At 63.7% G+C, this 23,890-nt stretch carries 18 protein-coding genes and 4 pseudogenes; 13 read left to right on the top strand and 9 right to left on the bottom strand.

The window, feature by feature from the left end; translation table 11 throughout:
* Positions 1-8 precede the first annotated feature (8 nt).
* Positions 9-938, bottom strand: a complete 930-nt coding sequence (gene gcvA / locus OMK73_RS02655; RefSeq protein WP_267600568.1) for a transcriptional regulator GcvA — start codon at positions 936-938, stop codon at positions 9-11.
* A 260-nt stretch (positions 939-1,198) separates the two neighbouring features.
* On the opposite strand from gcvA, the gene OMK73_RS02650 reads away from it, so the two are divergent.
* From OMK73_RS02650 to OMK73_RS02635, 4 genes are all read left to right on the top strand, one after another.
* Positions 1,199-2,398 carry a CaiB/BaiF CoA transferase family protein gene (locus OMK73_RS02650; RefSeq protein ID WP_267600567.1) on the top strand — a complete coding sequence of 400 codons (1,200 nt, stop codon included), beginning with the start codon at positions 1,199-1,201 and terminating at the stop codon, positions 2,396-2,398.
* Between the two features lies 1 nt (position 2,399).
* Positions 2,400-3,554: an acyl-CoA dehydrogenase family protein gene (locus OMK73_RS02645; protein WP_267600566.1), complete on the top strand. Its 1,155-nt coding sequence runs from the start codon at positions 2,400-2,402 to the stop codon at positions 3,552-3,554.
* 93 nt (positions 3,555-3,647) lie between these two features.
* Positions 3,648-4,634, top strand: coding sequence for an MDR family oxidoreductase (locus OMK73_RS02640; RefSeq protein WP_267600565.1), 987 nt, complete (start codon positions 3,648-3,650; stop codon positions 4,632-4,634).
* A gap of 79 nt (positions 4,635-4,713) precedes the next feature.
* A complete protein-coding gene (locus tag OMK73_RS02635) occupies positions 4,714-5,685 on the top strand; it encodes a Bug family tripartite tricarboxylate transporter substrate binding protein (protein WP_267600564.1) in 972 nt (323 codons plus the stop codon).
* Between the two features lie 76 nt (positions 5,686-5,761).
* Here OMK73_RS02635 and OMK73_RS02630 read toward each other — a convergent pair whose 3' ends face one another.
* The 3 genes and pseudogenes from OMK73_RS02630 to OMK73_RS02620 form a co-directional block, all read right to left on the bottom strand.
* A complete protein-coding gene (locus OMK73_RS02630; protein WP_267600563.1) occupies positions 5,762-6,532 on the bottom strand; it encodes an enoyl-CoA hydratase/isomerase family protein in 771 nt (256 codons plus the stop codon).
* Positions 6,533-6,589: 57 nt separating this feature from the next.
* Positions 6,590-7,425: pseudogene (locus OMK73_RS02625) on the bottom strand (Bug family tripartite tricarboxylate transporter substrate binding protein).
* Positions 7,426-7,695: 270 nt separating this feature from the next.
* Entirely contained in the window at positions 7,696-8,598 is a 903-nt protein-coding gene (locus tag OMK73_RS02620) for a LysR family transcriptional regulator (protein WP_267600562.1), read from the bottom strand.
* A 151-nt stretch (positions 8,599-8,749) separates the two neighbouring features.
* Between OMK73_RS02620 and OMK73_RS02615 the strand changes: the two genes are divergently transcribed.
* From OMK73_RS02615 to OMK73_RS02595, 6 genes and pseudogenes are all read left to right on the top strand, one after another.
* Complete coding sequence (locus tag OMK73_RS02615) at positions 8,750-9,721, top strand: Bug family tripartite tricarboxylate transporter substrate binding protein (RefSeq protein ID WP_420715437.1); 972 nt, start codon at positions 8,750-8,752, stop codon at positions 9,719-9,721.
* Between the two features lie 33 nt (positions 9,722-9,754).
* Positions 9,755-10,162 (top strand): annotated as a pseudogene (locus OMK73_RS38055) (CoA-binding protein); the annotation flags it as partial.
* Positions 10,086-11,813, top strand: coding sequence for an acetate--CoA ligase family protein (locus OMK73_RS02610; RefSeq protein WP_324291641.1), 1,728 nt, complete (start codon positions 10,086-10,088; stop codon positions 11,811-11,813). The pseudogene OMK73_RS38055 and the gene OMK73_RS02610, both read left to right, overlap by 77 nt.
* 98 nt (positions 11,814-11,911) lie before the next feature.
* Positions 11,912-12,709, top strand: coding sequence for an enoyl-CoA hydratase/isomerase family protein (locus tag OMK73_RS02605; RefSeq protein ID WP_267600561.1), 798 nt, complete (start codon positions 11,912-11,914; stop codon positions 12,707-12,709).
* 84 nt (positions 12,710-12,793) lie between these two features.
* Positions 12,794-14,217: pseudogene (locus OMK73_RS02600) on the top strand (aldehyde dehydrogenase family protein).
* A gap of 36 nt (positions 14,218-14,253) precedes the next feature.
* Positions 14,254-15,066: an enoyl-CoA hydratase gene (locus tag OMK73_RS02595; protein WP_267600560.1), complete on the top strand. Its 813-nt coding sequence runs from the start codon at positions 14,254-14,256 to the stop codon at positions 15,064-15,066.
* Here the strand turns inward: OMK73_RS02595 and OMK73_RS02590 are convergent.
* A complete protein-coding gene (locus OMK73_RS02590; protein ID WP_267600559.1) occupies positions 14,986-15,345 on the bottom strand; it encodes a helix-turn-helix domain-containing protein in 360 nt (119 codons plus the stop codon). The two genes, OMK73_RS02595 and OMK73_RS02590, sit on opposite strands and share 81 nt — an antisense overlap.
* Before the next feature lie 506 nt (positions 15,346-15,851).
* Here OMK73_RS02590 and OMK73_RS02585 point away from each other — a divergent pair.
* Positions 15,852-17,105 (top strand): PAS domain-containing protein, encoded by a 1,254-nt coding sequence (locus OMK73_RS02585; RefSeq protein WP_267600558.1) that lies wholly within the window; start codon positions 15,852-15,854, stop codon positions 17,103-17,105.
* A 103-nt stretch (positions 17,106-17,208) separates the two neighbouring features.
* Here the strand turns inward: OMK73_RS02585 and OMK73_RS02580 are convergent, their stop codons facing one another.
* Positions 17,209-17,874: a hypothetical protein gene (locus OMK73_RS02580; RefSeq protein ID WP_267600557.1), complete on the bottom strand. Its 666-nt coding sequence runs from the start codon at positions 17,872-17,874 to the stop codon at positions 17,209-17,211.
* 299 nt (positions 17,875-18,173) lie between these two features.
* On the opposite strand from OMK73_RS02580, the gene OMK73_RS02575 reads away from it, so the two are divergent.
* Positions 18,174-18,740, top strand: coding sequence for a phosphate-starvation-inducible PsiE family protein (locus tag OMK73_RS02575; protein WP_267600556.1), 567 nt, complete (start codon positions 18,174-18,176; stop codon positions 18,738-18,740).
* Between the two features lie 56 nt (positions 18,741-18,796).
* Positions 18,797-19,150, top strand: a pseudogene (locus OMK73_RS38695) (transposase); the annotation flags it as partial.
* 670 nt (positions 19,151-19,820) lie between these two features.
* Here the strand turns inward: OMK73_RS38695 and OMK73_RS02560 are convergent.
* From OMK73_RS02560 to OMK73_RS02550, 3 genes are all read right to left on the bottom strand, one after another.
* The gene (locus tag OMK73_RS02560; protein ID WP_267600555.1) at positions 19,821-20,201 is read right to left on the bottom strand and encodes a hypothetical protein; all 381 of its coding nucleotides are present in this window, start codon (positions 20,199-20,201) and stop codon (positions 19,821-19,823) included.
* A 206-nt stretch (positions 20,202-20,407) separates the two neighbouring features.
* The gene (locus OMK73_RS02555) at positions 20,408-20,890 is read right to left on the bottom strand and encodes a hypothetical protein (protein ID WP_267600554.1); all 483 of its coding nucleotides are present in this window, start codon (positions 20,888-20,890) and stop codon (positions 20,408-20,410) included.
* Between the two features lie 185 nt (positions 20,891-21,075).
* Positions 21,076-23,778, bottom strand: coding sequence for an excinuclease ABC subunit UvrA (locus OMK73_RS02550; RefSeq protein ID WP_267600553.1), 2,703 nt, complete (start codon positions 23,776-23,778; stop codon positions 21,076-21,078).
* Positions 23,779-23,890 lie beyond the last annotated feature (112 nt).

The following is a 23,890-nucleotide window of genomic DNA, read 5'->3' as shown; positions in this document are numbered from 1 at the left end:
GCTCGCGCCTAGCAATACCGATCAGCCGAAAAGACTTTCTCCAGAATCACTCCCAGATCCGACTCGAATTGTTCTCCCTCCCTTTCGAGCCAGTCACAGAAGGTCTTCACCACCGGGTCATGCTGGCGCTCCTGCCGCAGGATCATGAAATAGTTCCGGCAAGGCAGCATCCTGCGGCCAAACGGAATCACCAGTCTGCCGGAAGCCACATCAGAAGCCACCAGCGAGGACGGTCCCATCGCCACACCCAGCCCGTCGAGGGCCGCCTGCAGGGCGAAGTAAAGGTGTTCGAGCTGGAGCGACTGCGCGGGCACCAGGCTGTCTTGCCAGAACGCTTTCAGCCAGTCGTTCCAAACCGTCGGCCGCGCCCGGCAATGCAGCAGCGTGTGATGGCGCAAGTCGCCGATTCCCTCGAGCCTGCCGTCCTTCAACAGGCTCGGCGCGCAAACTGGGAAATGCATCTCAGGGATGAATTTTCGCTTGACCAGGCCGGGCACGGTATCCGGCTCGCGGCGGATGATCACATCGATATCGCCGGACAACTCTTCCACGGGTTCGAGGCCGGTCGAGATGTCGACCTCGATGGTCGGGTGCGCCGCCCGGAACGACACCAGCCGCGGAAATAGCCAGCGCATGATGAAGGATGGCAACGCATTGACTCTCAGCACTTCATGACGACTCAGGCTTCTGGATGCGGAGGCGATCGCTGAGAGCGCGGGACTCACCGTAGCCAGATACAGGCGTCCCTGGTCGGTCAACTGAACGGTCTGTCCGAGCCTGCGGAACAAGGGCACGCCCAGCCATTCCTCGAGCGTCTTGACCTGGTGACTGACGGCGCCGTGCGTAACACAGAGTTCCTCGGCTGCACGAGTGAAGCTCAGGTGCCGGCCGGCCGCCTCGAATGCCCGGATCGAGTTTAGTGGGGGAAGGCGGCTCATCGTCGTTAGAAAATCTCACACTGGTTGTCAGATTATATGCTTTGCCCTCCCTTTATTTCCCGTGATTCAATGCACTCCCGTTCGCTGCATGCCGGAGTTTTTCGGCGACTGGTGATGCCGGCCAGCGGCGTACCCGAGCGGCAGCGTGCGATGTGAGATTTTTGCACCGGCCGGTTGAGCAGGGCACGCGATCCCATACCAGGCCATATCCGCATCGCCGCGCGCCAGCGACAGAACATATCAATGCATGAGGAAACCACGTGCTGAGCGGCAAGACCATTCTCGACCTTACCTGGGTGCTGGGCGGCCCTTTCGCAGGCCAACTGCTGGCGCAGCTCGGTGCCGAAGTCATCAAGATCGAGCCGATAGACGGCGACTTTGCGCGTTCGGTCCCGCCCCTGTCGGACACGCAGGACTCGGCCTTTTTCTTGTCTGTCAACCGCGGCAAGAGGAGTGTCGCGCTGGACCTGAAGACCCCGGAAGGCAACGAGGCCTTCTACGCGCTGGTGCGTACCGCCGATGCCGTGATCTATGGCTTCGCGCCGGATGTGCCGCACCGGCTCGGGTTGGACTACCCGTCCTTGAAGGCTATCAATCCGCGCATCGCGGTTGCGCAGATCGTCGGGCTGGATGACAAGGGTGCGTACGCCAAGGCGCCGGCGTTCGACCTCGTGTTGCAGGCCATGGCGGGCGTGATGGGCATCACGGGCGACGAAGGCGGCCGGCCCGTGCGGGTCGGCTACCAGGTGGCGGACCTTGCCGGCGGGCTGTACCTGGCGCTGGCGACGGTGGCGGCCATGCTGAAGGCGGAATGCACGAACGTGGGCGAACACGTGCAGCTCTCGCTGTTCGACGCACAGATCGCGATGTTGAGCTGGCAGGCGCAGGGCTTCCTGTCGTTCGGAAAAATGCCATCGGCGCTGGGCGCGCGGCACGCGATGATCGCACCGAGCGATGCCTACCCGACAGCCGATGGCCGCTATATTGCCGTGGCACCAACGGGCGAGGCGTTCTGGCAGAAGTTTTGCACCGCCATCGGCCGCGACGGCCTGATCGACGACCCGCGCTTCGCGAGTGCTTCCGCCCGCATCCAGCACGTGGAAGAACTGACGGTGGAACTGTCCAGCACCATGCGTACCCGGGCCGCCGCCGAATGGGAAGCCTTGCTCGCGGATGCGCGCGTGCCGGCAGCGGTGATCAAGCGTGTCGACGAAGCGCTGGCGCACCCCCTCATCGAAGCCCGCAGCATGGTAGAGACCGCGGCAAGCCGCAGCGGCGACAAGTCCGCCCGCCTGCTCGGCAATCCCTTCAAATATGCCGGCGCCGCGCCGCTGAGCTATCCGCCCGCGCTTGGCGAAGACACGGTCGCCGTATTGACGGAGCGGGCGGGATACAACGCCAGCGATATCGAACGCATGGAAGCAGCCGGCGCGATACGTACCGCGCGGGCGGAATCCTGATATGGACCTGACCCAGGAGTTTGACCAACTACTGGACACGAAGGCCCGCCAGTTGATCACGGCGGCCCGTGAGTTTGCCGGGGAAACCGTGTTGCCTGCCTCCCGCCTGGCGGCCGGCGCGCACGAGTGGGCCAGCGCGACGATCCGCGCGGCCTGCGGCATCGGCCTGGGCGGCATGGAAATCCCGGTAGCGCTTGGCGGGCACGGCATGCGCTATTTGGTGCGGGCCCGTGTGGCCGAGGAACTCGCACGTGTCGATTTTCCCTTCGCGTTCGCGCTGATCAACCATCACAATGCCGCAGCCCGGATCGCCGCCCACGGGACCGCGGTGGCCAAGGACCGCTTCCTGCCGCCCATGCTCGCCGGCGACTCGGTGGGTTGCACCGCAATGTCCGAACCGGAGGCTGGCAGCGATTTCGCCGCTATCACCACCACCGCGAGCCGCGTGACTGACGGTTGGCGCCTGGATGGCGCCAAGCGCTGGATCGCCAATGCCGCCCGCGCCGATGTGTTGTTGACCTTCGCCCAGACCAACCTCGCGAAAGGGGCGGCAGGTATCGCCTGCTTCATTGCCGACGGCCGGAATCCGGGTTTCACGCGCGGTCCGCTCGATCCGTTCGCCGCGATGGGTGCGGCCGGCATTGGCGGCTTCACGTTGAGCGCGTACCACGTACCGGACGACCATGTCCTGTATCCGCCGGGCGAGGGATTCGCGCAGGCGATGGCCGGGGTCAACAAGGCTCGCACGCATATTGCGGCCATGGCTTGCGGCATGGTGGCGGCCAGCCTTGATATTGCGCTGGCTTATGCGCGCAAGCGCAAGACATTCGGCAAGTCCCTGCTGGAGCACCAGGGCCTGCGCTGGTCGCTCGCCGATGTGGCTACGACGCTGGAAGCCATGCGCATGTTTACGTATCGCGCCGCCACGCTGATCGACCAGGAGCGCAAGGAAGCCATCCTGGCTGCCGCGATGGCCAAGAAGTTTGCCGGCGAGCAGTGTCTCCCGGCGATCGCCGGATGCATGCAAGCGATGGGTGCGGTCGGGATGGGCGACGACAACGTGCTGGCAAAGCATCTGCTGGCGGCAAAGGCGATCGGATTTGCTGATGGCACAACCGAAATGATGAACGAGAGAATCGGCGCGACCCTGGCGTAGCCCGCCTGAACGCTCGCGTACACCAGACCGGTCCGGCTCGGAAAAAGCCGGCCGACCCCGGGAAGATCCCATTTCAGTAGGAGAGGAGCGTAGATGTTTGATGCAATCGTCCTTGAGAAGGACAGCGGCGGCGCAACCCAGGCCGCCATTTCCCACCTGGATACCAATCGGCTTCCGCCAGGCAATGTGACTGTGAGGGTTGAATTCTCGACGATCAACTACAAGGACGCGCTGGCGATCACAGGCAAAGCCCCCGTGGTACGCAAGTTCCCCATGGTGCCGGGCATCGACTTCGCGGGCGTGGTCGAGCACAGCGACGACGAACGCTTCCGGCCAGGTGACGCTGTCGTCCTGAATGGCTGGGGTGTAGGCGAGACGCACTGGGGCGGGCTGTCGCAGCGCGTCCGTGTTAATGGCGACTGGCTGGTGCCCCTGCCCGCCGGGATGAGCACACGCCAGGCGATGTCGATCGGTACGGCGGGCTATACGGCGATGCTCTGTGTGAATGCGCTGGAGCGACATGGCCTGAGGCCGGATAGCGGGGCCGTCCTGGTGACAGGCGCGAACGGCGGCGTTGGCACCATCGCCATCGCCCTGCTTGCGCTGCGCGGCTATACCGTGACCGCTTCGACCGGCCGTCTTGCCGAAAGCACGTATCTCACCGCGCTCGGGGCCGCGCGGGTGATCGACCGGGCAACGCTCTCGCAGGCCGGCAAGCCACTGCAAAGGGAATGCTGGGCAGGCGCGGTGGACTGCGTCGGCAGCCACACGCTGGCCAATGTCTGCGCCAGCATGAAGTATCGCGGGCTGGTTGCTGCCTGCGGGCTGGCCCAGGGCATCGATTTTCCCGCCAGCGTAGCGCCCTTCATTTTGCGCGGTGTGACACTGCTGGGCATCGACAGTGTCTACGCCCCACGCGCGGAGCGCGTCGAAGCCTGGGAGCGGCTAGCAAAGGAGTTGCCGGTATCGGTACTCGCCGCCAACACCAGCGAGATATCGCTTGCGCAGGCATGCGCCGCGGCTGCGGACCTGATCAGCGGAAAGATCAGGGGACGGCTGGTAGTCAATGTCGGCGGCTGAAGACCCGCTTCGCGACCAGACAGGCCAGCCAATAGGCCAGGGCGCGCGACGTCACCACACAACAAGGAGGAGACAGATCATGAACGAGCCTGGAAAAGTCCGGATGCTGCTGGCAGCGGCCATCCTATCGTCGTTCGCTGCCACGGCAGGGGCCCAAAGCTACCCCAGCCGGCCCATCCGTTTGATCGTGCCGTTCCCGCCTGGCGGCTCGGTCGATCATGTTGCGCGGATCATTGGCCCGACGCTGTCGGAGTACCTGGGCCAGAACGTCATCATCGACAACAGGGGTGGTGCCAGCGGTACGATCGGTACCTACGAAGCGGCCAGGGCTGCGGCCGATGGTTACACGCTGCTGATGGTATTCGACTCCCATGCAGTGAACCAGCATCTCTACAGGAACATCAAGTACGATACCTTCAGTTCGTTCGACTACATCAGCCTGATGGTGAGCGCCCCCATGTTGCTTGCCACCGCGAAGAATTTCGCGCCGCAGACAGTGCCGAAGATGATTGCCTACGCCAAGGCCAATCCGGACAAGGTAACCTACGGATCCTCCGGCGTGGGGGGATCCAACCATCTGTACGGACTGGCGTTTGCCTCGCAGGCCAATTTCTCCGCCACTCACGTTCCCTACAAGGGCGGCGGCCCGATGCTGACTGCAATCCTCGGCGGTGAGATCAACTATGTGGTCACCACGCTTCCGGTAGTGATGCAATACGTTAAGAGCGGCCAGGTCAGGGCGCTCGCCATCGGCAGCCAGGCGCGCGTGCCGCAGTTGCCTGATGTCCCGACCATTGCGGAGTTCGTGCCGGGGTATGAGGCGAACTCATGGGTCGGCATGATGGTGCCCAAGGGCGTGCCCAAGGACGTGCTGGCGAAGATCGAGGCCAGCCTGCGCAAGACGCTGGAGTTCGCGGACATCAACGCGCGGCTCAAGAGTGAGGGCTTCAATGTCATTGCCAGCGACCCGGAGCAATTCCGCGAGAAGGTCAGGATGGAATCGGAGCGGCTTGGCCGGTTGATCAAGGAGAGCAATATTCGGGTGGATTGATCCGGCCGCGGCCGGGCGGGATCCATACGGCCGAACTGTAGGGCGGGGCTATCGACGATGGCCCCGCCGCAACCTATCAAACTTTGCCCGCTCGCCTCCCAATAAACTCAGCCATCACCCGCTGCGGCTCGCCATCGGCATAGCACTCGAGTTGAGCCCGGATGCCTGCCACGCAGGCTTCGTCGAAGCCCGGCTGGCTCATGGCCCGCAGGCGCTGCTTTGACATACGGATCGCCGTTGGCGGCTGTGCTGCCATCGCCTGCGCACGCGCGAGGGCGCGGGTCATCAACTGATCCGCTTCGCAAACCTCGGTGACCAGGCCGATCTCATAGGCGCGCGAACCCGAGATTAGGTCGCCTGACAGCGAAAGCTGCGCGTTATGCGTGTGCCCGACATGCAGGGTCATCAGGTAGGAGCCCACGATGCTGGCCAGGCCGGCTTTCACCTCGGGCTGGCCCAAGCGGCTTTCCGGCGTGGCGATGCGCCAGTCTGCGCACAGCGCGATCTGGAGGCCCGCGCCCGCTGCCACCCCTTGCACCGCGGCAACGCAAGGCTTGTCCAGGTCGCGGATCGCCTGGTACGTAGCCCGTTGATGGGTAAGCCAGCTGGCAATCTGCTTCCAGTCCATCGCTGCGGCCTCGTTCAGGTCCTGACCGGCGCAGAAGGCGCGCGAGCCCTGGCCGGCAAGCACCACGGCGCGCACGTCGTCGCGCCGGTTGAGGTCGCCAAGCGCTGCAATCAGCCCGGCACGCAGTTCCGCATTCACCGCGTTCATTCGCTCGGGCCGATTCAGCGTGACCAGCGCGACCGCGTCCGTCACGGTCACTTCGACGGCATTCTGTGTCATATCCTCACTCCTGCCTGGCGCGGTTGCCCCGTACCAGACTTATTTGAAAAAACCACATTAGTCCAGCGTGGCACCAGTTAGCTTGACCACCTTGGCCCATTTAGCCGTGTCGGCCTGGATCAGCCGGGTATAGTCAGCGGGTGTGCCGGGCATCGGCTGCGCGCCGAGTGCAGACAGTTTTGACTTGACTTCCGGCATGGCGAGCGCCTTCTGCAGCCGCAGGTTCAGGAGCTTGACGACTTCGGGCGGGGTGCCCTTGGGCGCGGATACGCCGAACCAGATCGTCACGTCGAAGTCCGGTAGTCCGGATTCGGCGATGGTCGGGATCTGGGGCAGGGCCTCGGAGCGGTGGGCGCCGGTCAGGGCGATCGGCTTGACTTTGCCCGAAGCGATAAACTGGACCTGGTTGGCGACGGTGTCGAACAACATGGAAATGCGGCCGCCGAACAGGTCGGTCAACGCTGCGCCGGTACCCTTGTATGGGACGTGCGTGATATCGATGCCTGCCATCGACCTGAACAACTCGCCGCTCAGATGGTTCGAACTGCCGTTACCCGCGGAGCCGAAGGTGAGGAGCCCGGCTTCTGCCTGGCAAGCGCGATCAATTCCTTGATGTTGTTGGCCGGCAGGGTTGGCGAGACGACCAGCAGATTGGGTGTCGATGCTACCGAGCCGACAGAGTCGAGGGCCTTGATCGGGTCGGTCTTGAGGTGGCGGTACAAGGACGGATTGATGGCCATCGTACCGGTGGTACCGAAGTACAGGGTATAACCGTCGGCTGGAGATGAGGCCGCCACCTCGGTGGCGATATTGCCGCCCGCGCCGCCGCGATTGTCGACGATGACGGACTGGCTCAATTGCTGTCCGAGGTATTGGGCTACGAGCCTGGCCATCGAGTCGGTCGGGCCGCCTGGCGGGAAGGGCACCACTATCCTGATTGGTTTGTCGGGATAGCTGGGCTGTGCATTGGCCAAGGGCGCTGCGGCGAGCGCACAGGACAGTACGAGAGCGCTCCGGAGTGAAGCTAAGGCATTCAAGGTCGTCTCCATGGATAGATGCTCGCCTCTCTGTGGAGGCGCGCCGGCAAGTGTAGGGATTGCCGGAGTTCAGCCATAGAGAGTGCGCGCTATATCAGATATCCTTTTTTTGCATGCACCGCCGCACTATGCGGACTCAGCCTCGGGCTCGCCGATCAGGCGACGCACGATGCGCGCCACCTCCCGCGCCGCGCGGCTGAGTGGCCGATGCGTGGTGGTGGAAAGCACAACTAGCCGCGGCAGCTCCGGATCGACAATGCGGCGCGCCTCGAACTGGCCAGCGGCAACTTCCTTGGCGACGGTCTGCGGGCTAAGCACGGCGTAGCATCCCTGACGGCTGATGATCGACTTCTGCGCCTCCAGCGAATCTGCCTCGATGACCACGTCGATCCCCACGTGCAGGCGCCGCGCCACGTCGTCGACCGCGACGCGTAAAGCGTTGGGGCTCGCCGGGAGGACCAGCGGCAGCCCGTCCAGTTCACGGAAGCGCACCGTCTTGCCACCACTCTCGCTGTTTCGCATACCTACCAGCATCAATTGCGAGACGGTCAGTACTTCTTCGACGCTCGCTTGCGCATGCCGATAGCGGCTGAGCAACGCGATGTCGGCGCGGCCTTCTGCCAGCCACTCTTCGATCTGGCCGCTGAAGCCCTCCAGCATGCGCAGCCGCACGGCCGGGTACACCCGGCGCACTACCTCGAACAGGTCGCCGGCGATGCCGCGCATCACCGAAGGCAGCAGCGCCAGCGTTACCACGCCCGATGGCGCCTGGCCCAAATCGCGCATATCTGCTACGAGCTGTTCGCCGTTGACCACCATGCTTCTTGCCCTGGGTAGGGCAGCCTCTCCCAGTTCGGTCAGCGTGACGCCGCGCCCGGTACGGTAGAAGAGCGGGCCGCCCAGCTCACTCTCCAGGGTGGCGATGATGCGGCTCAGCGACGGCTGGGTCAGCCCGAGCACGACCGCCGCCTGCGAGATATTCCCAAACTCCGCCACTTCGACAAGAGCGCGGAGCGCCTTGAGTTCCATACGCGTATCCCATTTGAATTTTGTATATCTGGTATCCCGGTGATTCTATAGGAGCATGGCGGCGCCGTTGCTAAACTCGCCGGGTATTTGCTGCCGAGAGGCGTAAAGCTCTGGCAACGCCAAACAAAAAACATATCGGAGACAACCCAAAATGAAGATTCCTCCTTGTCTGCTGCGCGCGATGGTAGTCCTTGCGGCGTTGCCCCTGGCCGCGGTGCAGGCGCACGCCGCTTATCCCGACAAGCCGATCCGGCTGGTGGTGCCCTACACCCCGGGCGGTGTGACCGACCTGCTCGCGCGGGCGGTCGCCAAGGCGCTGTCGGAGCGGGTGCAGCAGTCGGTCATCGTCGATAACCGTGCCGGCGCCGGCGGCAACATCGGTGCCGAGGTGGTCGCCAAATCGCCCGCCGATGGCTACACCTTGTTGATGGGATCGGCCGCGACCCAGGCGATCAATGCAAGCCTGTACAAGCGATTGCCCTATGACCACATCAAGGATTTCGCGCCCATCACCCTGGTGGCCGAAGTGCCGAATATCCTGGTGGTCAATCCGTTGATACCGGCGCGAAACGTGTCCGAACTGATTGCCTACGGGAAGGCAAATCCTGACAAGCTGAGTTTCGGCTCATCGGGCACGGGCGGCACCATTCACCTGTCGGGCGAGCTGTTCAAGAGCATGGCCGGCGTGAAGATGTTGCACGTGCCGTATAAAGGCAGCGCGCCGGCAGTGTCGGACCTGCTTGCCGGGCAGATCAATCTGATGTTCGACAGTTCCGTCGCACCCTATGTGAAGAGTGGCAAGTTGCGCGCACTGGCCGTCACCAGCGCCAAGCGCTCGCCGGTCTTGCCTGATGTGCCGACCATGGCGGAGGCCGGCTTGCCGGGCTATGAGGCCACCGCCTGGTTCGGCATCCTCGCGCCGGCAGGCACGCCGCCCTCCATCGTCGACAAACTGAACAAGAACCTGGTTGCCATCCTACGCGACGCGGAGATGCGCAAATGGATGCAGTCGCAAGGCGCGGATGCTATTGGTGACACTCCGTCCGAGTTTGCCGCTTACATCAAGACCGAAACCGCCAAATGGGCCTGCGTGGTCAAGGAAGCGGGCGTCAGCGCCGACTGAGCTGCGCCGACGTGGCATCACAACTAACAATGCATATGGATACCAGACCCAAGCTCTCTCGCTGCCGCACTGGCACCGAAGTCCGTTGCCATTATCGGCGCATCGGATAATCCGGACAAGGTGGGTGGCCGGCCCGTCGACTACCTCCGGCGTTTCGGCTATGCCGGCAATATCTACCCGGTCAATCCCGCCCGCAGCGTGGTGCAAGGCCTGCCTTGCTACCCCGATGTGGCCTCGCTGCCGGAGGCGCCCGATCTTGCCATCGTGGCGGTAGCCGGCGCCGCGGTGGCAACCACGGTGCGCGCCTGCGCCGCCAGAGGCGTGCGCACGGCCATCATTCTTAGTTCCGGCTTTGGCGAAACCGGTGAAGACGGCCTCCAGCAGCAAGCCGAACTGGCCCAGGTGGCTGCGCGCGCCGGGATGCGCCTGGTCGGCCCCAACTCCCAGGGTCTCGCCAACTTCAGCAACGGCGCCGTGGCCAACTTCAGCACGATGTTCACGCAACTGGCACCGCAAGACGGGCCGGTGGCTATCGTCAGCCAGAGCGGTGCCACCAGCGCTGCCCTGTACACCTTGCTGCGCGAGCGGGGTAGGCGTGCGTTATGTACTGGCGACCGGCAACGAGGCCGACACGACCGTATCGGAGCTGGCACAGGTTGTCACCGAAGACCCGGCGATCAAGCTGATCGTGCTTTACATGGAGAGCCTGCAAGATCCCGAAGTGCTGGTGGCGGCGGCCGCGCAGGCGCGCCGCAAGGGGATTCCCATCGTCATGCTCAAGGCTGGGCGCAGCGCCAGCGGCATGGCGGCGGCGCAGTCCCACACCGGCGCCCTGGTCAATGAAGATGGCGTAGTGGACGCCTTCCTGCACCGCCATGCTATCTGGCGCGTGGCCGATCCTGCGAGTATCGTCAATGTGGCCGAGTTGTACCTCAAGGGCACGCGGTCGCTCGGGCGCGGACTGGTAGTGGTGAGCAATAGCGGCTCGTCGTGCGTGATGTGCGCGGATATGGCGGACGAACTGGGCTTGCAGCTGGGAGAGCTGGCGTCGTCCACACGCGAGCGGATCAAGGAGGCGCTGGCGTCATTTGCGACGTGTTCCAATCCGATCGATCTTACTACGGCGCTGCTCGGTAACAGCGGCGCGCTGGGCGGCGTGCTACGGGCGCTGGGGGAGGATCCCGCGGGCGATCTGTACCTGATCAGCCTGCCGGTGGCGGGCGCCGGCTATGACCTAGAGCGCCTCGCCGAAGATACGGCGGCCTTCGAGGCGGCGACCGGCAAGACCGTGGTGGTGACCGCCACCCTGGCGTCGGCGCTGGCGCCATTCCGGCGGCGCGGCCTGGTCACCTTCACCAGTGAACGGCAAGCCATGCTGGCGCTGGACCAGGCCTCGCGCCACTTCGCGCTGATGCATGCGGTGCTGCCCGCAGCGCCAGATGGCGAAGGCATCGTGCTGCCCGAAGGCGCCGCGCCTTTCCTCAGCGAAGCCGACAGCCTGGCCGTAGCGGCTAGCGCCGGGCTGCCGGTGGCCGCATACCGGGTGTGCCACGACGTGGACCAAGCGCTTGCCGCCTGGCGGCAACTGGGCGGCGCGGTAGCGGTGAAAGCGTGTTCCGAAGCCCTGCCGCACAAATCCGAGTATGGGCTGGTCTTCCTCAATGCCAACAGCGAAGACGCCGTGCGCAGCGCTTTCGAATCCTGCCGCGACGGCATGGCCACGCTGGGGGTGCCGTGGGGCGGCGTGATCGTGGCGCGGATGGAGCGCGGCCGCCGCGAGTTTGCCATCGGCGGCAAGACCGACCCGGTGTTCGGGCCAGTGATCATGGTCAGCGACGGCGGCAAGTACATCGAAGCCATGCCTGACTTCTGCTTGCTGGTGCCGCCGTTCGACGCCGCGGAAGTGCGCACGGCGCTCTCCCGGCTGCGTGTGGCGCCGCTATTTGCCGGCGTGCGCGGCGAAGCCCCGATGGATGTAATGGCACTGTGCGATGCGGTGGTTGCCGTTGCAGCGGTCATGCAGCGCAGCGGTGGCGAGATCGCTTCGATCGACTTGAACCCTGTGATGGTCCGCTCCGCGGGGAAGGCGTAGTGATCGTCGACGCCCTGATCGAGCGCCAGCCGCATGCCCACTCCGTCAGCGTGAGCGGTAGCGCCCCACGCAGCAAAAACCGTTGAGGAAATGAAGCTATGAACACGATGAAACAGTACGTGCGCGTCGAACGCCGGCAAGCGATAGCCCTGGTGACGCTCGATCATCCCGAGTCGCTCAATGCCATCAGCGGCCCGATGCGCGATGCACTGATCGCCGCGCTGGAAGACCTCAATGCCGATGGCGCCATCCGCGCCATCGTGCTGACCGGATCCGGGGATCGCGCTTTCTCTTCCGGGCAAGACCTGGCCGAGGCGGCCAGCTTTAAGACCGAGGAAGTGGAAGGCTGGATGAGGCACCAGCGTGCCATGTTCCAGGCCGTGCGCAATCTTGACAAGCCGCTGGTGGTGGCTTTCAACGGCACCGCAGCCGGCACCGGTTTCCAGATCGGCTTGCTGGCCGATATCCGCGTCGGCTTTGCCGACATGTCGATCGGACAGCCCGAAGTGCGTGTCGGCCTGGCCAGCATTCTCGGCTCCTACCTGATGACGCTGTTCCTAAGCCGGTCGCACAATGTGGAGATGTCCTTGCTCGGCCGCCTGATCACGGGCGAGCGCGCCTATCAGCTTGGCATCCTCAATGTCCTGGCCGAGCGGGGGCAAGTGTTGTCCAAGGCGATGGAGATCGCTAGTGAGTTCGCCGAGCTGCCCGTCAATGCCGTGCGGCTGACCAAGGAGCGTTTCCGCGTGCTGACCCAGCCCGGATTTGACGAGGCCTGTGCCGCGGTGATCCGCTATCACCGCGACGAATATGCCACCGGCGAACCCCAGGCAATCATGCGTGGCTTCCTGGATGCTCGCGGCCGCCGTCGCCGCGAACGCGAAACCGCGGCTTAACGCCAACCGCGCGGACTGCGCCCGCACCCTGTGTGCGCAGTCCGCAGCCGGTGTGGACACTTCTTTATTCCGATTCGAGTTTCAATGCATTACTATCAGCACGCCTATATCGATGGCGCGTCGCGAGATTTTGCGCCGCGTGCGAGCCTGACCCTTCTGGACTCCTTCACAGAACAGCCACTCGCCGAGGTTGCCTTGGCCGGCGAGGGCGAAGCCTGCGCGGCGGTGAACGCGGCGAAACTGGCCTTCGAAGGCTGGTCGCGCACGCCGGTGGCCGAGCGGGCGGCCGCGCTGCGCCGCATTGGCGCGTTGCTGGCGCAGGAGGGGACTTCCTGGCCGAAGCCATCACGCGCGAGGTCGGCATGCCCTTCAAGCTGTCGCGGCGCATCCAGGTACAAGGACCGGTGGCCGCGTGGGCGACGTATGCGGACCTGGCCGAGCGCTTCAACTTCAGCAGCAAGATCGGGCATTCGGTGGTTACCCAGGAAGCCGCCGGCGTGGTGGCGTGCATCACGCCATGGAACTATCCACTGCACCAGATCACGGCCAAGGTGGCGCCAGCGCTCGCTGCCGGCTGCACGGTGGTGCTCAAGCCGTCCGAGCTGGCGCCGGCAGCCGCGTTCGCGCTGGTGCGCGCGGCCGCAGCCGCCGGCCTGCCGCGCGGGGTCTTCAACATGGTGATGGGCGAAGGCGTGGTGGTGGGCGAGACGCTTGCCGCCCATGCCGACGTGGATATGGTGTCGTTCACCGGCTCGACCGCCGCTGGCAGGCGCGTAGCCAGTGTGGCGGGCGCGGGCATCAAGCGGGTAGCGCTCGAACTTGGTGGCAAGTCGGCTTCCGTGGTGCTGCCCGACGCGGATCTTCCGTTGGCGATGCGCCATGCGCTGGGCGCCTGCTTCCTGAATAGCGGACAGACCTGTACCGCGACCACACGCTTGCTGGTACCAGCCACGCACTACGAAACCTGCGTGCAACTGCTGCGGCAGGGCATCTCCGGCTATGTCATGGGCGACCCGATGGCGCCGGCCACCACGCTCGGGCCTCTGCTGTCCGCGCAGCAACGCGAGCGCGTGTTGGGTTACATCGACGCCGCGCTTGCCGAAGGCGCCGAACTGATCGCAGGCGGGCGGGATGCCAGCGAACAACCCTCCGCAGGTTATTTCGTGCCGCCTACCGTGCTCGGAAATGTCGGCGCGCACGCCAGGATTGCCCAGGAGGAGGTGTTCGGCCCGGTACTCACATTGATGACCTACGAATCGCTGGAGGAGGCCATCGCGATTGCCAACGGCACCGTCTACGGACTGGCGGCCGCGGTCTGGTCGAGCGATCCGCAGCAAGCCATGGCGGTGGCCTCGCGCCTGCGTGCCGGCCAGGTCGACATCAACGGCGCCCGGTTCAATTCGCTGGCGCCGTTCGGCGGCTTCAAACAATCCGGTGTGGGCCGCGAGAACGGCGTCGCCGGACTCGAGGAATTCGTCGAACCGCGCGCCATCCAGCTTCCCGCCTGAACACCACAACGCGCATGCAACCACAAGGACACAGTCATGGCCTACGAGCAAGTCAAGTATGAAGTCAGCGACCTGGTCGCCAAGATCACCTTCAACCGCCCCGATCGCCTCAACGCGCTGACCCGGATCATGGAGGCGGAAATCCGCGAGGCAATGCAACAGGCCGACTGCGATCGCGACGTGCGTGCCATCGTCCTGACCGGCGCCGGGCGCGGGTTTTGCGCGGGCATGGATATGGATGAGCTGGAAGTGCTACCTCCGGGCGATATTCGGGAGGAGAAGTGGATGCGCCCCTTTGATATGAACCGCCGCGCCGATTACCAAACGCGCTATTCCTACTTCCCGGCGGTACAGAAGCCAATCATTGCCGCCGTCAACGGCGCGGCCGCCGGGCTGGGCTTGATCATGGCGCTCTACAGCGATATCCGTTTCGCCAGCGAGACTGCGGTCTTCAGCACCGCCTTCGCCAAGCGGGGCCTGATCGCCGAGCACGGCATCGCGTGGATACTGCCGCGCGTGGTCGGCCCGGGGCATGCTGCGGATCTGCTGCTGTCGTCGCGCAAGGTCACGGCTGAAGAGGCGCTGCGCATGGGACTGGTCAACCGGATCACGCCGCCCGATGCGCTCCTGGCCCAGGCGCACAGCTACGCGCGCGATCTCGCCGACAATGTGTCGCCGCGCTCGATTCGCGTGATGAAGCGGCAACTGTGGGAGACCCCGTATCAAAGCCTCGGCGAGGCGATTATGGATGCCAACCAGGAAATGTTCCTAAGCATCCAGAGCGCGGATTTCAAGGAAGGCGTGGCACACTTTCAGCAGCGGCGGCCGGCAGCGTTCACGGGGGAATAGCCGCAGCCGTTGTGTCAGCTTCCCGCAGCCAGCGCTATAGCGTGGCGGGCTGACGCCGAGGCGACGGGCCGCCTCCTGGCGATTGCCGCCGCATAGTGCCAGCACCGTCAGTGCCCGCTCGCGCGGCTGTCCGGCGCCGCCTTGGTCGGTCTGGCCAGCATTGGGGCTATAGAGTTCCGGGCAGTCATGGTGCAGTTCGTCGAAGGCGATCTTTTCCTTGTCTTCCCACTGGGAGAAGAACGCCGCCATCCGTTCGCAGATATTCTCGAGTTCGCGCACATTGCCCGGCCAGGCATAGGACGTGAGAACTGGCTGCGCCGCTGCCAGCAGCCCCGTCTCGTCCAGTTGGAAGCCCAGCCGAAAATTAGCGCAGTTCCTGCAACTGCCGCTTCAATGCCTCGGCCGGCGCTTGCCCGTCTCCTGAGGCGCCTGCGTGCTTGCGTCCGCCTTTTTTCGCGGCAAGGCCTCAGAGTGGCCGTCACACCAACGGAGGAACTAACAAAGCCATCTGATACTGTCGGTTTTGCTGCAACTGGTACTGTTTCCGACTCCACACTTAGTGCATGCCGATTGCGCCCTGGAGGCGCAAGAAACATAGGAACAGCCGCGCATCAGTTGCACATGGCAAAGCCGATACAGCGTTCGGCCGCCTGTGCGACGATCGGCTTTCGAGGCTGCGCATAGTTAAGCCCCACCTGCGTCTCATACGCTTTTTGCCCGAGGGTTTCCGCCGCTAGTGCGTCCGTCGCGCCTCGCATTCACACCTTAATATCAAACCGAACGCCATGAGACTGGAAACCTATCGGCCCGCAGCGGCTGCCGCCATCCGGCAGCGCTTGTTCATGCCCCTGGGGACCGCCATCGCACTGATTGTAGGCATCTGGGTCGCCGTAGCGTTGTGGGCAGGCTGGGACAGAGGTACCTCCATCGGCCGAATCAATGCCGATGCCAGTCGGCTCGCCTTCGCGATCGGCCAGAGTGTCGAACGAACGATGATGGAAGCGGACCAATTGACCTCACTGATCGGGGGTGCTGTGATTGAGCTAGGCCCTGAATTGCCGCTTGCAGAATGGACCCGCAACGGCGATCTCGCCACCGAGCCGTTCCTGCAGACGGCGGTCCTGGACGAGACAGGGCGCATTAGGGCTTCCACCAATCCAGCGTTTGAGCCGCTGGACCTATCCGACCGCGCGCATTTTCGCGTTCACATCGACAATCCCCGGCCGACACTGTATGTGAGCAAGCCCCTGGTCGGCCGCATCTCCGGACGCTGGGTGGTGCAGCTATCCAAAGGCATCGTCGCGCCGAACGGGCGTTTCCGCGGAGTCGTGGTGGTATCGCTCGATCCGCTCTCGCTAACCAATGTCTACAAGAGTATTTACCTCGGTAACAAAGGCGTGATCGGGGTGCTCGGCACTGAAGACTTTATATTCCGGGCGCGCTCGAGCGGGTCGAGCGCCACGCCTGGGCAGTTCGTGCCGGCAAGCTCCGAAGTCCGAAAAGCCCTCTCCGGGCCCGGAGACGCGCAAGTCATTGGTGAGAGCCCCATCGACGGCATCGAGCGCATATTCGGCATCCAACGGCTGTCACGGGGCGATCTCGCCGTGGTGGTGGGCTACAACGTGCATGAGGCCTTGGCGGCGTACCGGAGCAGACTGATGGTGATTGTCATGCTCGCGAGCGCCATTTCTGCGCTTATTGTCTACTTCCAGTTCCGCCAGGCAAAGGCCATCAAAAATCTGGCCTTGCCGGCAGACCGGGAAGCAGTGGTGACCCGCAGCCTGAATGAGAGAAAGCAGCATCTCCATGCGCTCTTTCTTGCCGTTGACGAAGGCATTGGTGTCTTCGACAGGAATCTCGTGATCGATGACGCCAATCCGGCGCTCTGCAGCTTGCTCGGCGTCTCGCTCGGGGAATTGCGCGGCGCTACACCGCAGCAATTTATCAACCACCTGTATCAGGGCCGCCGTCCCTCCCCCGATGCGACCGCTCGCGCGAGTCCAGCGCACAGCGCAGAACGATCTCCCCATTCTTCGTGACCGTGTTGAAAATCCATGCCCTGCGACCATACCAAGGGTGCCAGCGATACAGAACTTACCGTGAGTCGGTAATGTGGGCGTTGTGTTGACGGCTTGTAATCACCTACGCGGCCACACCAAGACCTTCAAGCACTGGAGCCAGCACAGCATGGCCCACGATGTGGAGGCCCGGACCTCTACCCATGAGTTCTGCGATCCGCACCTCTGTGAGCAATCCTGCCGCGCAGTCTTCTTCTATCTGCGCGCCCAATGCGGCTTTGGCCAAGACCAAAGTCGCGTCGGCCTGCCGCGACAAGCCGCTCGCCGATTGAGCATCATGGGCAATTAGACCGTCAAGCACCGGGACAATGGCCTCCAAGTTTCCCTTGATCATTGCTTCCTTCAAGCCCTGAACCACGAACGTGACCATGCGCCAAATTTGCTGCGGCTGCCCGTCGAGCACCTTGTCGATCGATGCTCGCGCCTCAAGTGGCGACATGGTCGAGCACGGCGCAAGGGTAATGCTCATGGCATGTGCGAGCTTGACGAGTTGATGTTCCGCCAAGCGTTCCAGAAGCTTCTCGAATGCACGCGTTTGTGTGCCATTGGCGAGCGCCTCCGCCAGTCCTTCGGTGGTGCGCTGAGGAACATGAACGCGACTCGGCGCGGAGAGCACGTGGTACCTCTCAATGTCATGCGGCGGATGCTCTGCTAGCGGATCGATGTCTACAACGACCTCGCGCGTTGCGGAGCCCGGCGTTGCAGTGCCGAGTCGCATCGAAAAGGTCAAGACATAGCCGAGAGCGTGGAAACCGAGGACCAGCGGGCTAGGCTTATTGCCAGGGAGTACGCCTTGCGCAGGGCCTTCTCTTCGGCCGGCCGATGGCGCATTCGTCCTTGCGCCGCTGGATGGGCGAGCGTGTGCACGGCGTGCCGATATCAAAAGCCGGATATGGAATTTTAAATGACTTTGCGGATTCCGCACCCTAATATGTTAAGGAAGCCCTAATCCCAGCCCGGAGAGGCTCATGCCCCCGGCTTCCCTCTCAATCCGCTCCGTCGATGTCTAACTATCTGGAAGGGTGAACCATGAGGAATGAAAGAGGCGGCCTGCGCAAGGATCTCGATGCATATCGGCTGCAGTGGCGCGTTCTGAGCTTCTATGAGCGCTTCGAGCAGATCGTTGCCCACATCCTGAGCGCAGTGGTTTCAGTGATCATTGTCGTATCGCTTTGGCAACTGATACGCGCGGTCGCCATGTTGCTTATGTCGGGCGCACTGAACCCGCTGGATCATGGGACGTTTCAATCGGTGTTCGGCATGGTCATGACACTGCTGATCGCAATGGAATTCAAGCATTCAATCACCAGGGTTATGGTGCGGCGCGACCACATTGTCCAAGTCAAGACCGTCATCCTCATTGCCCTGTTGGCGATAGCGCGCAAATTCATCATTCTCGACCCGGCCACGCCGCCCGCGCATATCGCCGCTCTTGCGGCTGCATTGGTTGCGCTTGGCATCGTTTACTGGCTGATGCGCCAGCGCGACGACCCGGTTGATGCCGCGATGGCTGAACAAGGCAAATCTGCGCCCATGAAGGCGGCGCATCAACGAGGCATCGAACGGGACGGCAACGATCAGGATGCGAATGCCTGAGCGACTCGTGGCCTTCTCGAAAGCGGACACCCGCGTCATGGTTCTGGTCAGCCTACTGGAAGGACTACAAACATGGGGCCGCAAGCCGGACCATGTCGCTCGCGGCCGACGAATTTCATCCGCCGCTTCCTGCTGCACGTCCTGCCCGACGGCTTCAAGCACATCCGCAGTTACGGCCTGCTGGCCAATCGCCACCGAGCAGCCAAGCTTGCCGCCTGCCGCCTGCCGCCTGCCGCCGGCTGCTCGGCGTCGTGGCCCCAGCGGACGACACCTCCAGCGTCATGGACGACTACCGTGACCGTTACCAGCGACTCACCGGCAGGTCGCTACACGATTGCCCCATCTGCGCCAAGGGTCACATGGTATGCATCGAAACGTTCCTGCCGGGTGCACTTCCGCGTGCGCCGCCCCTCACCATGTTCACTGATCTGTTGGCATTGCCCTCGACCACGTGTCCATTATTCCTGCGGGCAACGCGCCCGGGCTTGCTCCATCCAGGTCTTTCTGCATGGAAATGTCTGAAAGCTGCCCGATTCATCTCGCGATGTCCACCCTTACACTGGCATCGCACGATCGCCATCCTCACTTCACCGCAGTCCCGTGGGCGGCTTACGCGTGTGGATCGCGCCGGATCATCGCGGCGACCTTTCAATGCCCATAGACGCTACCGCCCGTGGAGCGGTTTAGCACAAACGGTTTTTTGGCTACCGGTCGCGTGCTCTCCGCAGGGGCTGTTCATACGCAGCGGCCGCGACCGCTAACCAAGGAACCTCTGCTAAATGTGGTGGACCACATTTAGTGCCTGAATTGGGCACGCCGGGATCCATTGGTATGGACGCCCCCAACTCACAACCCAATCGCGTCAGAGATGCGATAGTGGAAGGGTTGCGTAACCTACTGTAAGAAGGAGGAGCGTTCGACATGAAGATCACGACCGTTGGTATCGACTTGGCGAAAACTGTATTTCAGGTGCATGGTGTTAACGAGGCATGGTAAGACCGTGTTGAGGAAGCAACTCAAGGGCGACCGGGTCGCCGCTTCTTTTGCCAACATGCCGCTGTGTCTGGTTGGCATCATTGGTTAGGCCAGATACTGGCCGAGGTGGGAGCGCTGCATCCCGGTGCCACCGCTGGTTTCCATGATCGTCGGCGCACTGCCAGCACCAACCTTATGCGCCAGCCGGATGCGGAGATTGCCCCCTACGATGCCCGTATGACCGCGGTTCGCGCGGAGATCATGCTCTCGGGCCTGTCGACGGCGATGGCCGGTGCGGCGTGGCCCGACCGGGTCGGCCCGGTCTTCCTCGCCGGTGGCATGCACTACCGTCGGGTGATACGCGCGGCCGAGGAGCGGTGGGCGGATAAAGCCATGCTGCGCGGAGAGGATGATGACCTGGGGCTGCGCATCAGCTCGCACATGCGCGCGAAACGTTTCATACATGACGCCGCGATACAGATCCATGGCGGGGCAGGGCGGTTGAGCTTCGTGGCCGAGCAGGCCATCAGCACCAATGGGCGAGCCGGCGACCGCGCGACGGTTGCGCGAGCGATTTCATCGAAGAGGCTGAGTTGCGTGGGGTGGGCCTGCATCGGAAGCACGGGGGTGATGGAATATACATCCAATCTACAGGGGCAGGCTCGAAGTCAAGGCCGGGCAGCCGGGGGCCGTCAAATGTCCCGTCCGGCACGCTTGGCGTTGCGCGCCCCGACAAGCGAGGCCTTGCTGCGCGTTGCCAACTCGGGGATTGGCACCTGCATCATGTTTCGTGCGGCCTCGTGTATCGCGCTGGTGAGGCACTCACGTCTGCCAGCCACGTCAACATTCCCATGGTTCCGGATCAAGCGGGTCGCGTTGAAACGCCAAGCGGGAAGCCGTGCGGTGGCTCCGGCCTCGGGTGCCGCGCTGATGCCGACGGTGGCGTGGCACACGCGGTCCATTCCCAGCTGTACCGTATCGTAGTGAATCACCAGGACCGTCCCGGCAGCACTAAAAAAGCGCTCGAACTCAGTCGAAATCAGATCCTGCACGACGCCGCCGGGATCACCCACCGGCTCGTCGCCGTAGGCGAGGACGCCGAGCGCTGACGCGGGCGAGGCGGAAAAGGTGAGGGCGGCGCCGATCGCGGCGATGGTGCTAATGCGCTGCGTCAAGGGCAGTAGCTTCTCCGCATCAAAAATGAGCAATCGTCCAAGTTCGCCCTTGGGCGACCGCTTTCAGGAGTCGAACTGCCTCCCGGATGTCGAATGGTTGATGTGAGCCAATGACGGCTCGTGGCCGAACGCGGTCCCATCAAAGCGTTTTCGGCGTGCCCCGCCGACCCACCAGATCAACGAAATCAACGAAATATCACGGCCCGCAGATAGCTCGCGGTACGACTGTCCACGGCGAGCGCCACCGTCTCCGGCACGCCACTCACAACGATCCTCCCGCCGCTTTCTCCCGCACCCGGGCCGATGTCGAGGATCCAGTCGCTTTGCGCCGCGACACGCATGTCGTGCTCGACCAGCACCACAGTATTGCCGGCATCGATGAGCCCATGCAGATGCACCATCAGGCGATCGGTGTCGGCTGGATGCAGACCGGTCGTCGGCTCGTCGAGGATGTAGAGCGTATCCCCGCGTTGCGCACGCTGCAACTCGGTCGCAAGTTTGATGCGTTGCGCTTCGCCTCCGGAGAGCTCGGTGGCCGGCTGACCAAGCCGTAGATAGCCGAGGCCGATATCACGGAGCCCAGTCAGTGAGCGCATCACCTGCGCCTCGTCGACGAAGAAGTCGCATGCGGTGTCCACGGTCATCGCCAGCACCTCGGCAATATTGCGCTCGCGCCAGCGAATCTCGAGCGTCTGCGGGTTGTAGCGGCTGCCCTGACAGGTCGAGCAGGGCGCGTAGACGCTGGGCAAAAACAGCAGCTCGACCATCACGAAGCCTTCGCCCTCGCACGTCGGACATCGCCCCTGCGCGACGTTGAACGAGAACCGGCCGGCGCTGTAGCGATGCTTGCGTGCAGCGGGAGTCGCGGCGAACAGCTTGCGCACAGCGTCGAACAACCCGCAATAGGTCGCGAGATTCGAGCGCGGCGTACGGCCAATCGGCTTCTGGTCGACGCGCACGAGACGTTTGATCTTGTCCATGCCGGCTGTGATCCGCCCGTCGGTCGTGACGGGCAGGGTGGCAAAGAGCGGGTCGACTTCGTCGTCTTCGGCAAGATCGGCTGCGCGCCCGAGATGTTCCGCCACAAGCTCCGTCAGCGCCTGGCTCACGAGGCTGGACTTGCCGGAGCCCGAGATGCCCGTTACCGTGGTCAGGCAACCCAGTGGAAAATCCGCAGCAAGATTGTGCAGATTGTTGCGCGTCACGTCTTCGAGCCGCAGCCAGCCGCGGGACTCGCGGCGCGGACGGGTCGCAGCCTCGCTCGCCTGCGCCTCTAACTCGCCTTGCGCAAACAGGTAGCGGCGTGTGCGCGAGTTTTCGACATCTGCAAGGCCGGCGGGTGGTCCGCTGTAGATCACACGTCCGCCCGCCTCGCCGGCATCCGGGCCCACGTCGACGAGCCAGTCGGCGCGCCGCATCACGCCAATGTCGTGCTCGACCACGAACAGGGAATTGCCCGCAGCCTTCAGGCGCTGCAACGCTTCGAGCAACGCATCGCCGTCCGCGGGATGCAGTCCGGCAGACGGCTCGTCGAGCACGTAAACAACGCCGAATAGTTGTGACGACAACTGCGTCGCGAGCCGCAGCCGTTGCAGTTCTCCGGAGGACAGCGTTGGCGTCGCACGGTCCAGCGCAAGATAGCCGAGACCGAGGTCGATCAAGGTTTTCAGACGTTCGAGCAGTTCGATCGCGAGCCGCTGCGCTGCCACACGCTTCTCGTCGGACAGGTTAGGCGTACGGCGCACGTCAGGCGCCCCCTGGTGAGCCTGTCCGCCGGCCGCGACACGTCTGGCGGTCGCCTTGCGCCGACTGTTCCTGTCGAAAATCGCGCCGTCGGGAGATGTGCTGGAAGACGGCCACTGGCCGCGCGAGACGGGTTCGAGCAACGCGGCGAGCCGAGCGATGGGGAGCTGTGACAGCTCGCCGATATCCATACCGGCGAATGTCACCGAGAGTGCTTCCGCCTTCAGACGCTTACCGTGACACGACGGACATTCGCCGCCGATCATGAACTGCGACACGCGTTTCTTCATCAACGCGCTCTGCGTATTTGCGAAGGTATGTAACACGTACCGGCGCGCGCCGGTGAACGTGCCCTGGTAGCTGGGCTCTGCCTTGCGCCTGAGGGCGGCGCGCGTCTCCTTCGGCGTGAAGCCGGCATAGACCGGCACCGTTGGCTGTTCGTCGGTGAACAGAATCCAGTCGCGGTCTTTCTTCGGCAGATCGCGCCACGGCGTGTCGACGTCGTAACCGAGCGTGACGAGTATGTCGCGCAGATTCTGGCCGTGCCAAGCGGGCGGCCATGGCGCGATCGCGCGCTCGCGAATCGTGAGCGAGTCGTCGGGCACCAGCGAGCGTTCGGTCACGCTATATACGCGGCCGAGCCCATGGCAGGTCGGGCAGGCGCCCTGTACCGTATTCGGCGAGAAGTCCTCCGCATACAGCATTGGCTGCTTCGGCGGGTAGCTGCCGGTTCGCGAGTACATCATCCGGACGAGGCTCGACAGCGTCGTCACGCTGCCCACTGACGAACGCGCGCTCGGCGTGCCACGCTGCTGCTGCAAGGCGACCGCCGGCGGCAGGCCTTCGATCGCATCGACGTCGGGCGCACCGACCTGCTCGATCAGCCGCCGCGCGTAGGGCGCGACCGACTCGAAGTAACGCCGCTGCGCTTCCGCGTACAGCGTGCCGAATGCGAGCGACGACTTGCCGGAACCGGACACGCCGGTAAACACCACCAACGCATCGCGGGGAATGTCGACGTCGACATTCTTCAGGTTGTGCTCCCGTGCGCCGCGAACCTGGACGAAGCCGCGTGGCGCGAGCGTGGGCGACTCAGGGTGATCAACAGAATGCTTGACAGTCGAGGACCGTGAGGGCTTGGTCATGGCAGCAGGGATAGGTGCGGGGGTGACGGTCTTAAACGCACCCCTTTCAAGGTGACGAAAATTAGGGCACCCTCCGTGCTCTCGAACAGAAACCGGAGTCAATGGCGTGATA

The sequence above is a fragment of the Cupriavidus sp. D39 genome (assembly GCF_026627925.1).
Taxonomy (GTDB): domain Bacteria; phylum Pseudomonadota; class Gammaproteobacteria; order Burkholderiales; family Burkholderiaceae; genus Cupriavidus; species Cupriavidus ulmosensis.
The sequence above is the reverse complement of the archived record's forward strand: the minus strand, read 5'-3'. Positions and strand labels throughout refer to the sequence as shown.

What these genes read in the sequence shown, in the direction of transcription:
- gcvA (WP_267600568.1), bottom strand. Translation starts at nt 938, where the DNA reads ATGAGCCGCCTTCCCCCACTAAACTCGATCCGGGCATTCGAGGCGGCC.
- OMK73_RS02645 (WP_267600566.1), top strand. Translation starts at nt 2,400, where the DNA reads ATGGACCTGACCCAGGAGTTTGACCAACTACTGGACACGAAGGCCCGC.
- OMK73_RS02640 (WP_267600565.1), top strand. Translation starts at nt 3,648, where the DNA reads ATGTTTGATGCAATCGTCCTTGAGAAGGACAGCGGCGGCGCAACCCAG.
- OMK73_RS02635 (WP_267600564.1), top strand. Translation starts at nt 4,714, where the DNA reads ATGAACGAGCCTGGAAAAGTCCGGATGCTGCTGGCAGCGGCCATCCTA.
- OMK73_RS02630 (WP_267600563.1), bottom strand. Translation starts at nt 6,532, where the DNA reads ATGACACAGAATGCCGTCGAAGTGACCGTGACGGACGCGGTCGCGCTG.
- OMK73_RS02620 (WP_267600562.1), bottom strand. Translation starts at nt 8,598, where the DNA reads ATGGAACTCAAGGCGCTCCGCGCTCTTGTCGAAGTGGCGGAGTTTGGG.
- OMK73_RS02615 (WP_420715437.1), top strand. Translation starts at nt 8,750, where the DNA reads ATGAAGATTCCTCCTTGTCTGCTGCGCGCGATGGTAGTCCTTGCGGCG.
- OMK73_RS02605 (WP_267600561.1), top strand. Translation starts at nt 11,912, where the DNA reads ATGAACACGATGAAACAGTACGTGCGCGTCGAACGCCGGCAAGCGATA.
- OMK73_RS02595 (WP_267600560.1), top strand. Translation starts at nt 14,254, where the DNA reads ATGGCCTACGAGCAAGTCAAGTATGAAGTCAGCGACCTGGTCGCCAAG.
- OMK73_RS02585 (WP_267600558.1), top strand. Translation starts at nt 15,852, where the DNA reads ATGAGACTGGAAACCTATCGGCCCGCAGCGGCTGCCGCCATCCGGCAG.
- OMK73_RS02575 (WP_267600556.1), top strand. Translation starts at nt 18,174, where the DNA reads ATGAGGAATGAAAGAGGCGGCCTGCGCAAGGATCTCGATGCATATCGG.
- OMK73_RS02560 (WP_267600555.1), bottom strand. Translation starts at nt 20,201, where the DNA reads ATGGATCTGTATCGCGGCGTCATGTATGAAACGTTTCGCGCGCATGTG.
- OMK73_RS02550 (WP_267600553.1), bottom strand. Translation starts at nt 23,778, where the DNA reads ATGACCAAGCCCTCACGGTCCTCGACTGTCAAGCATTCTGTTGATCAC.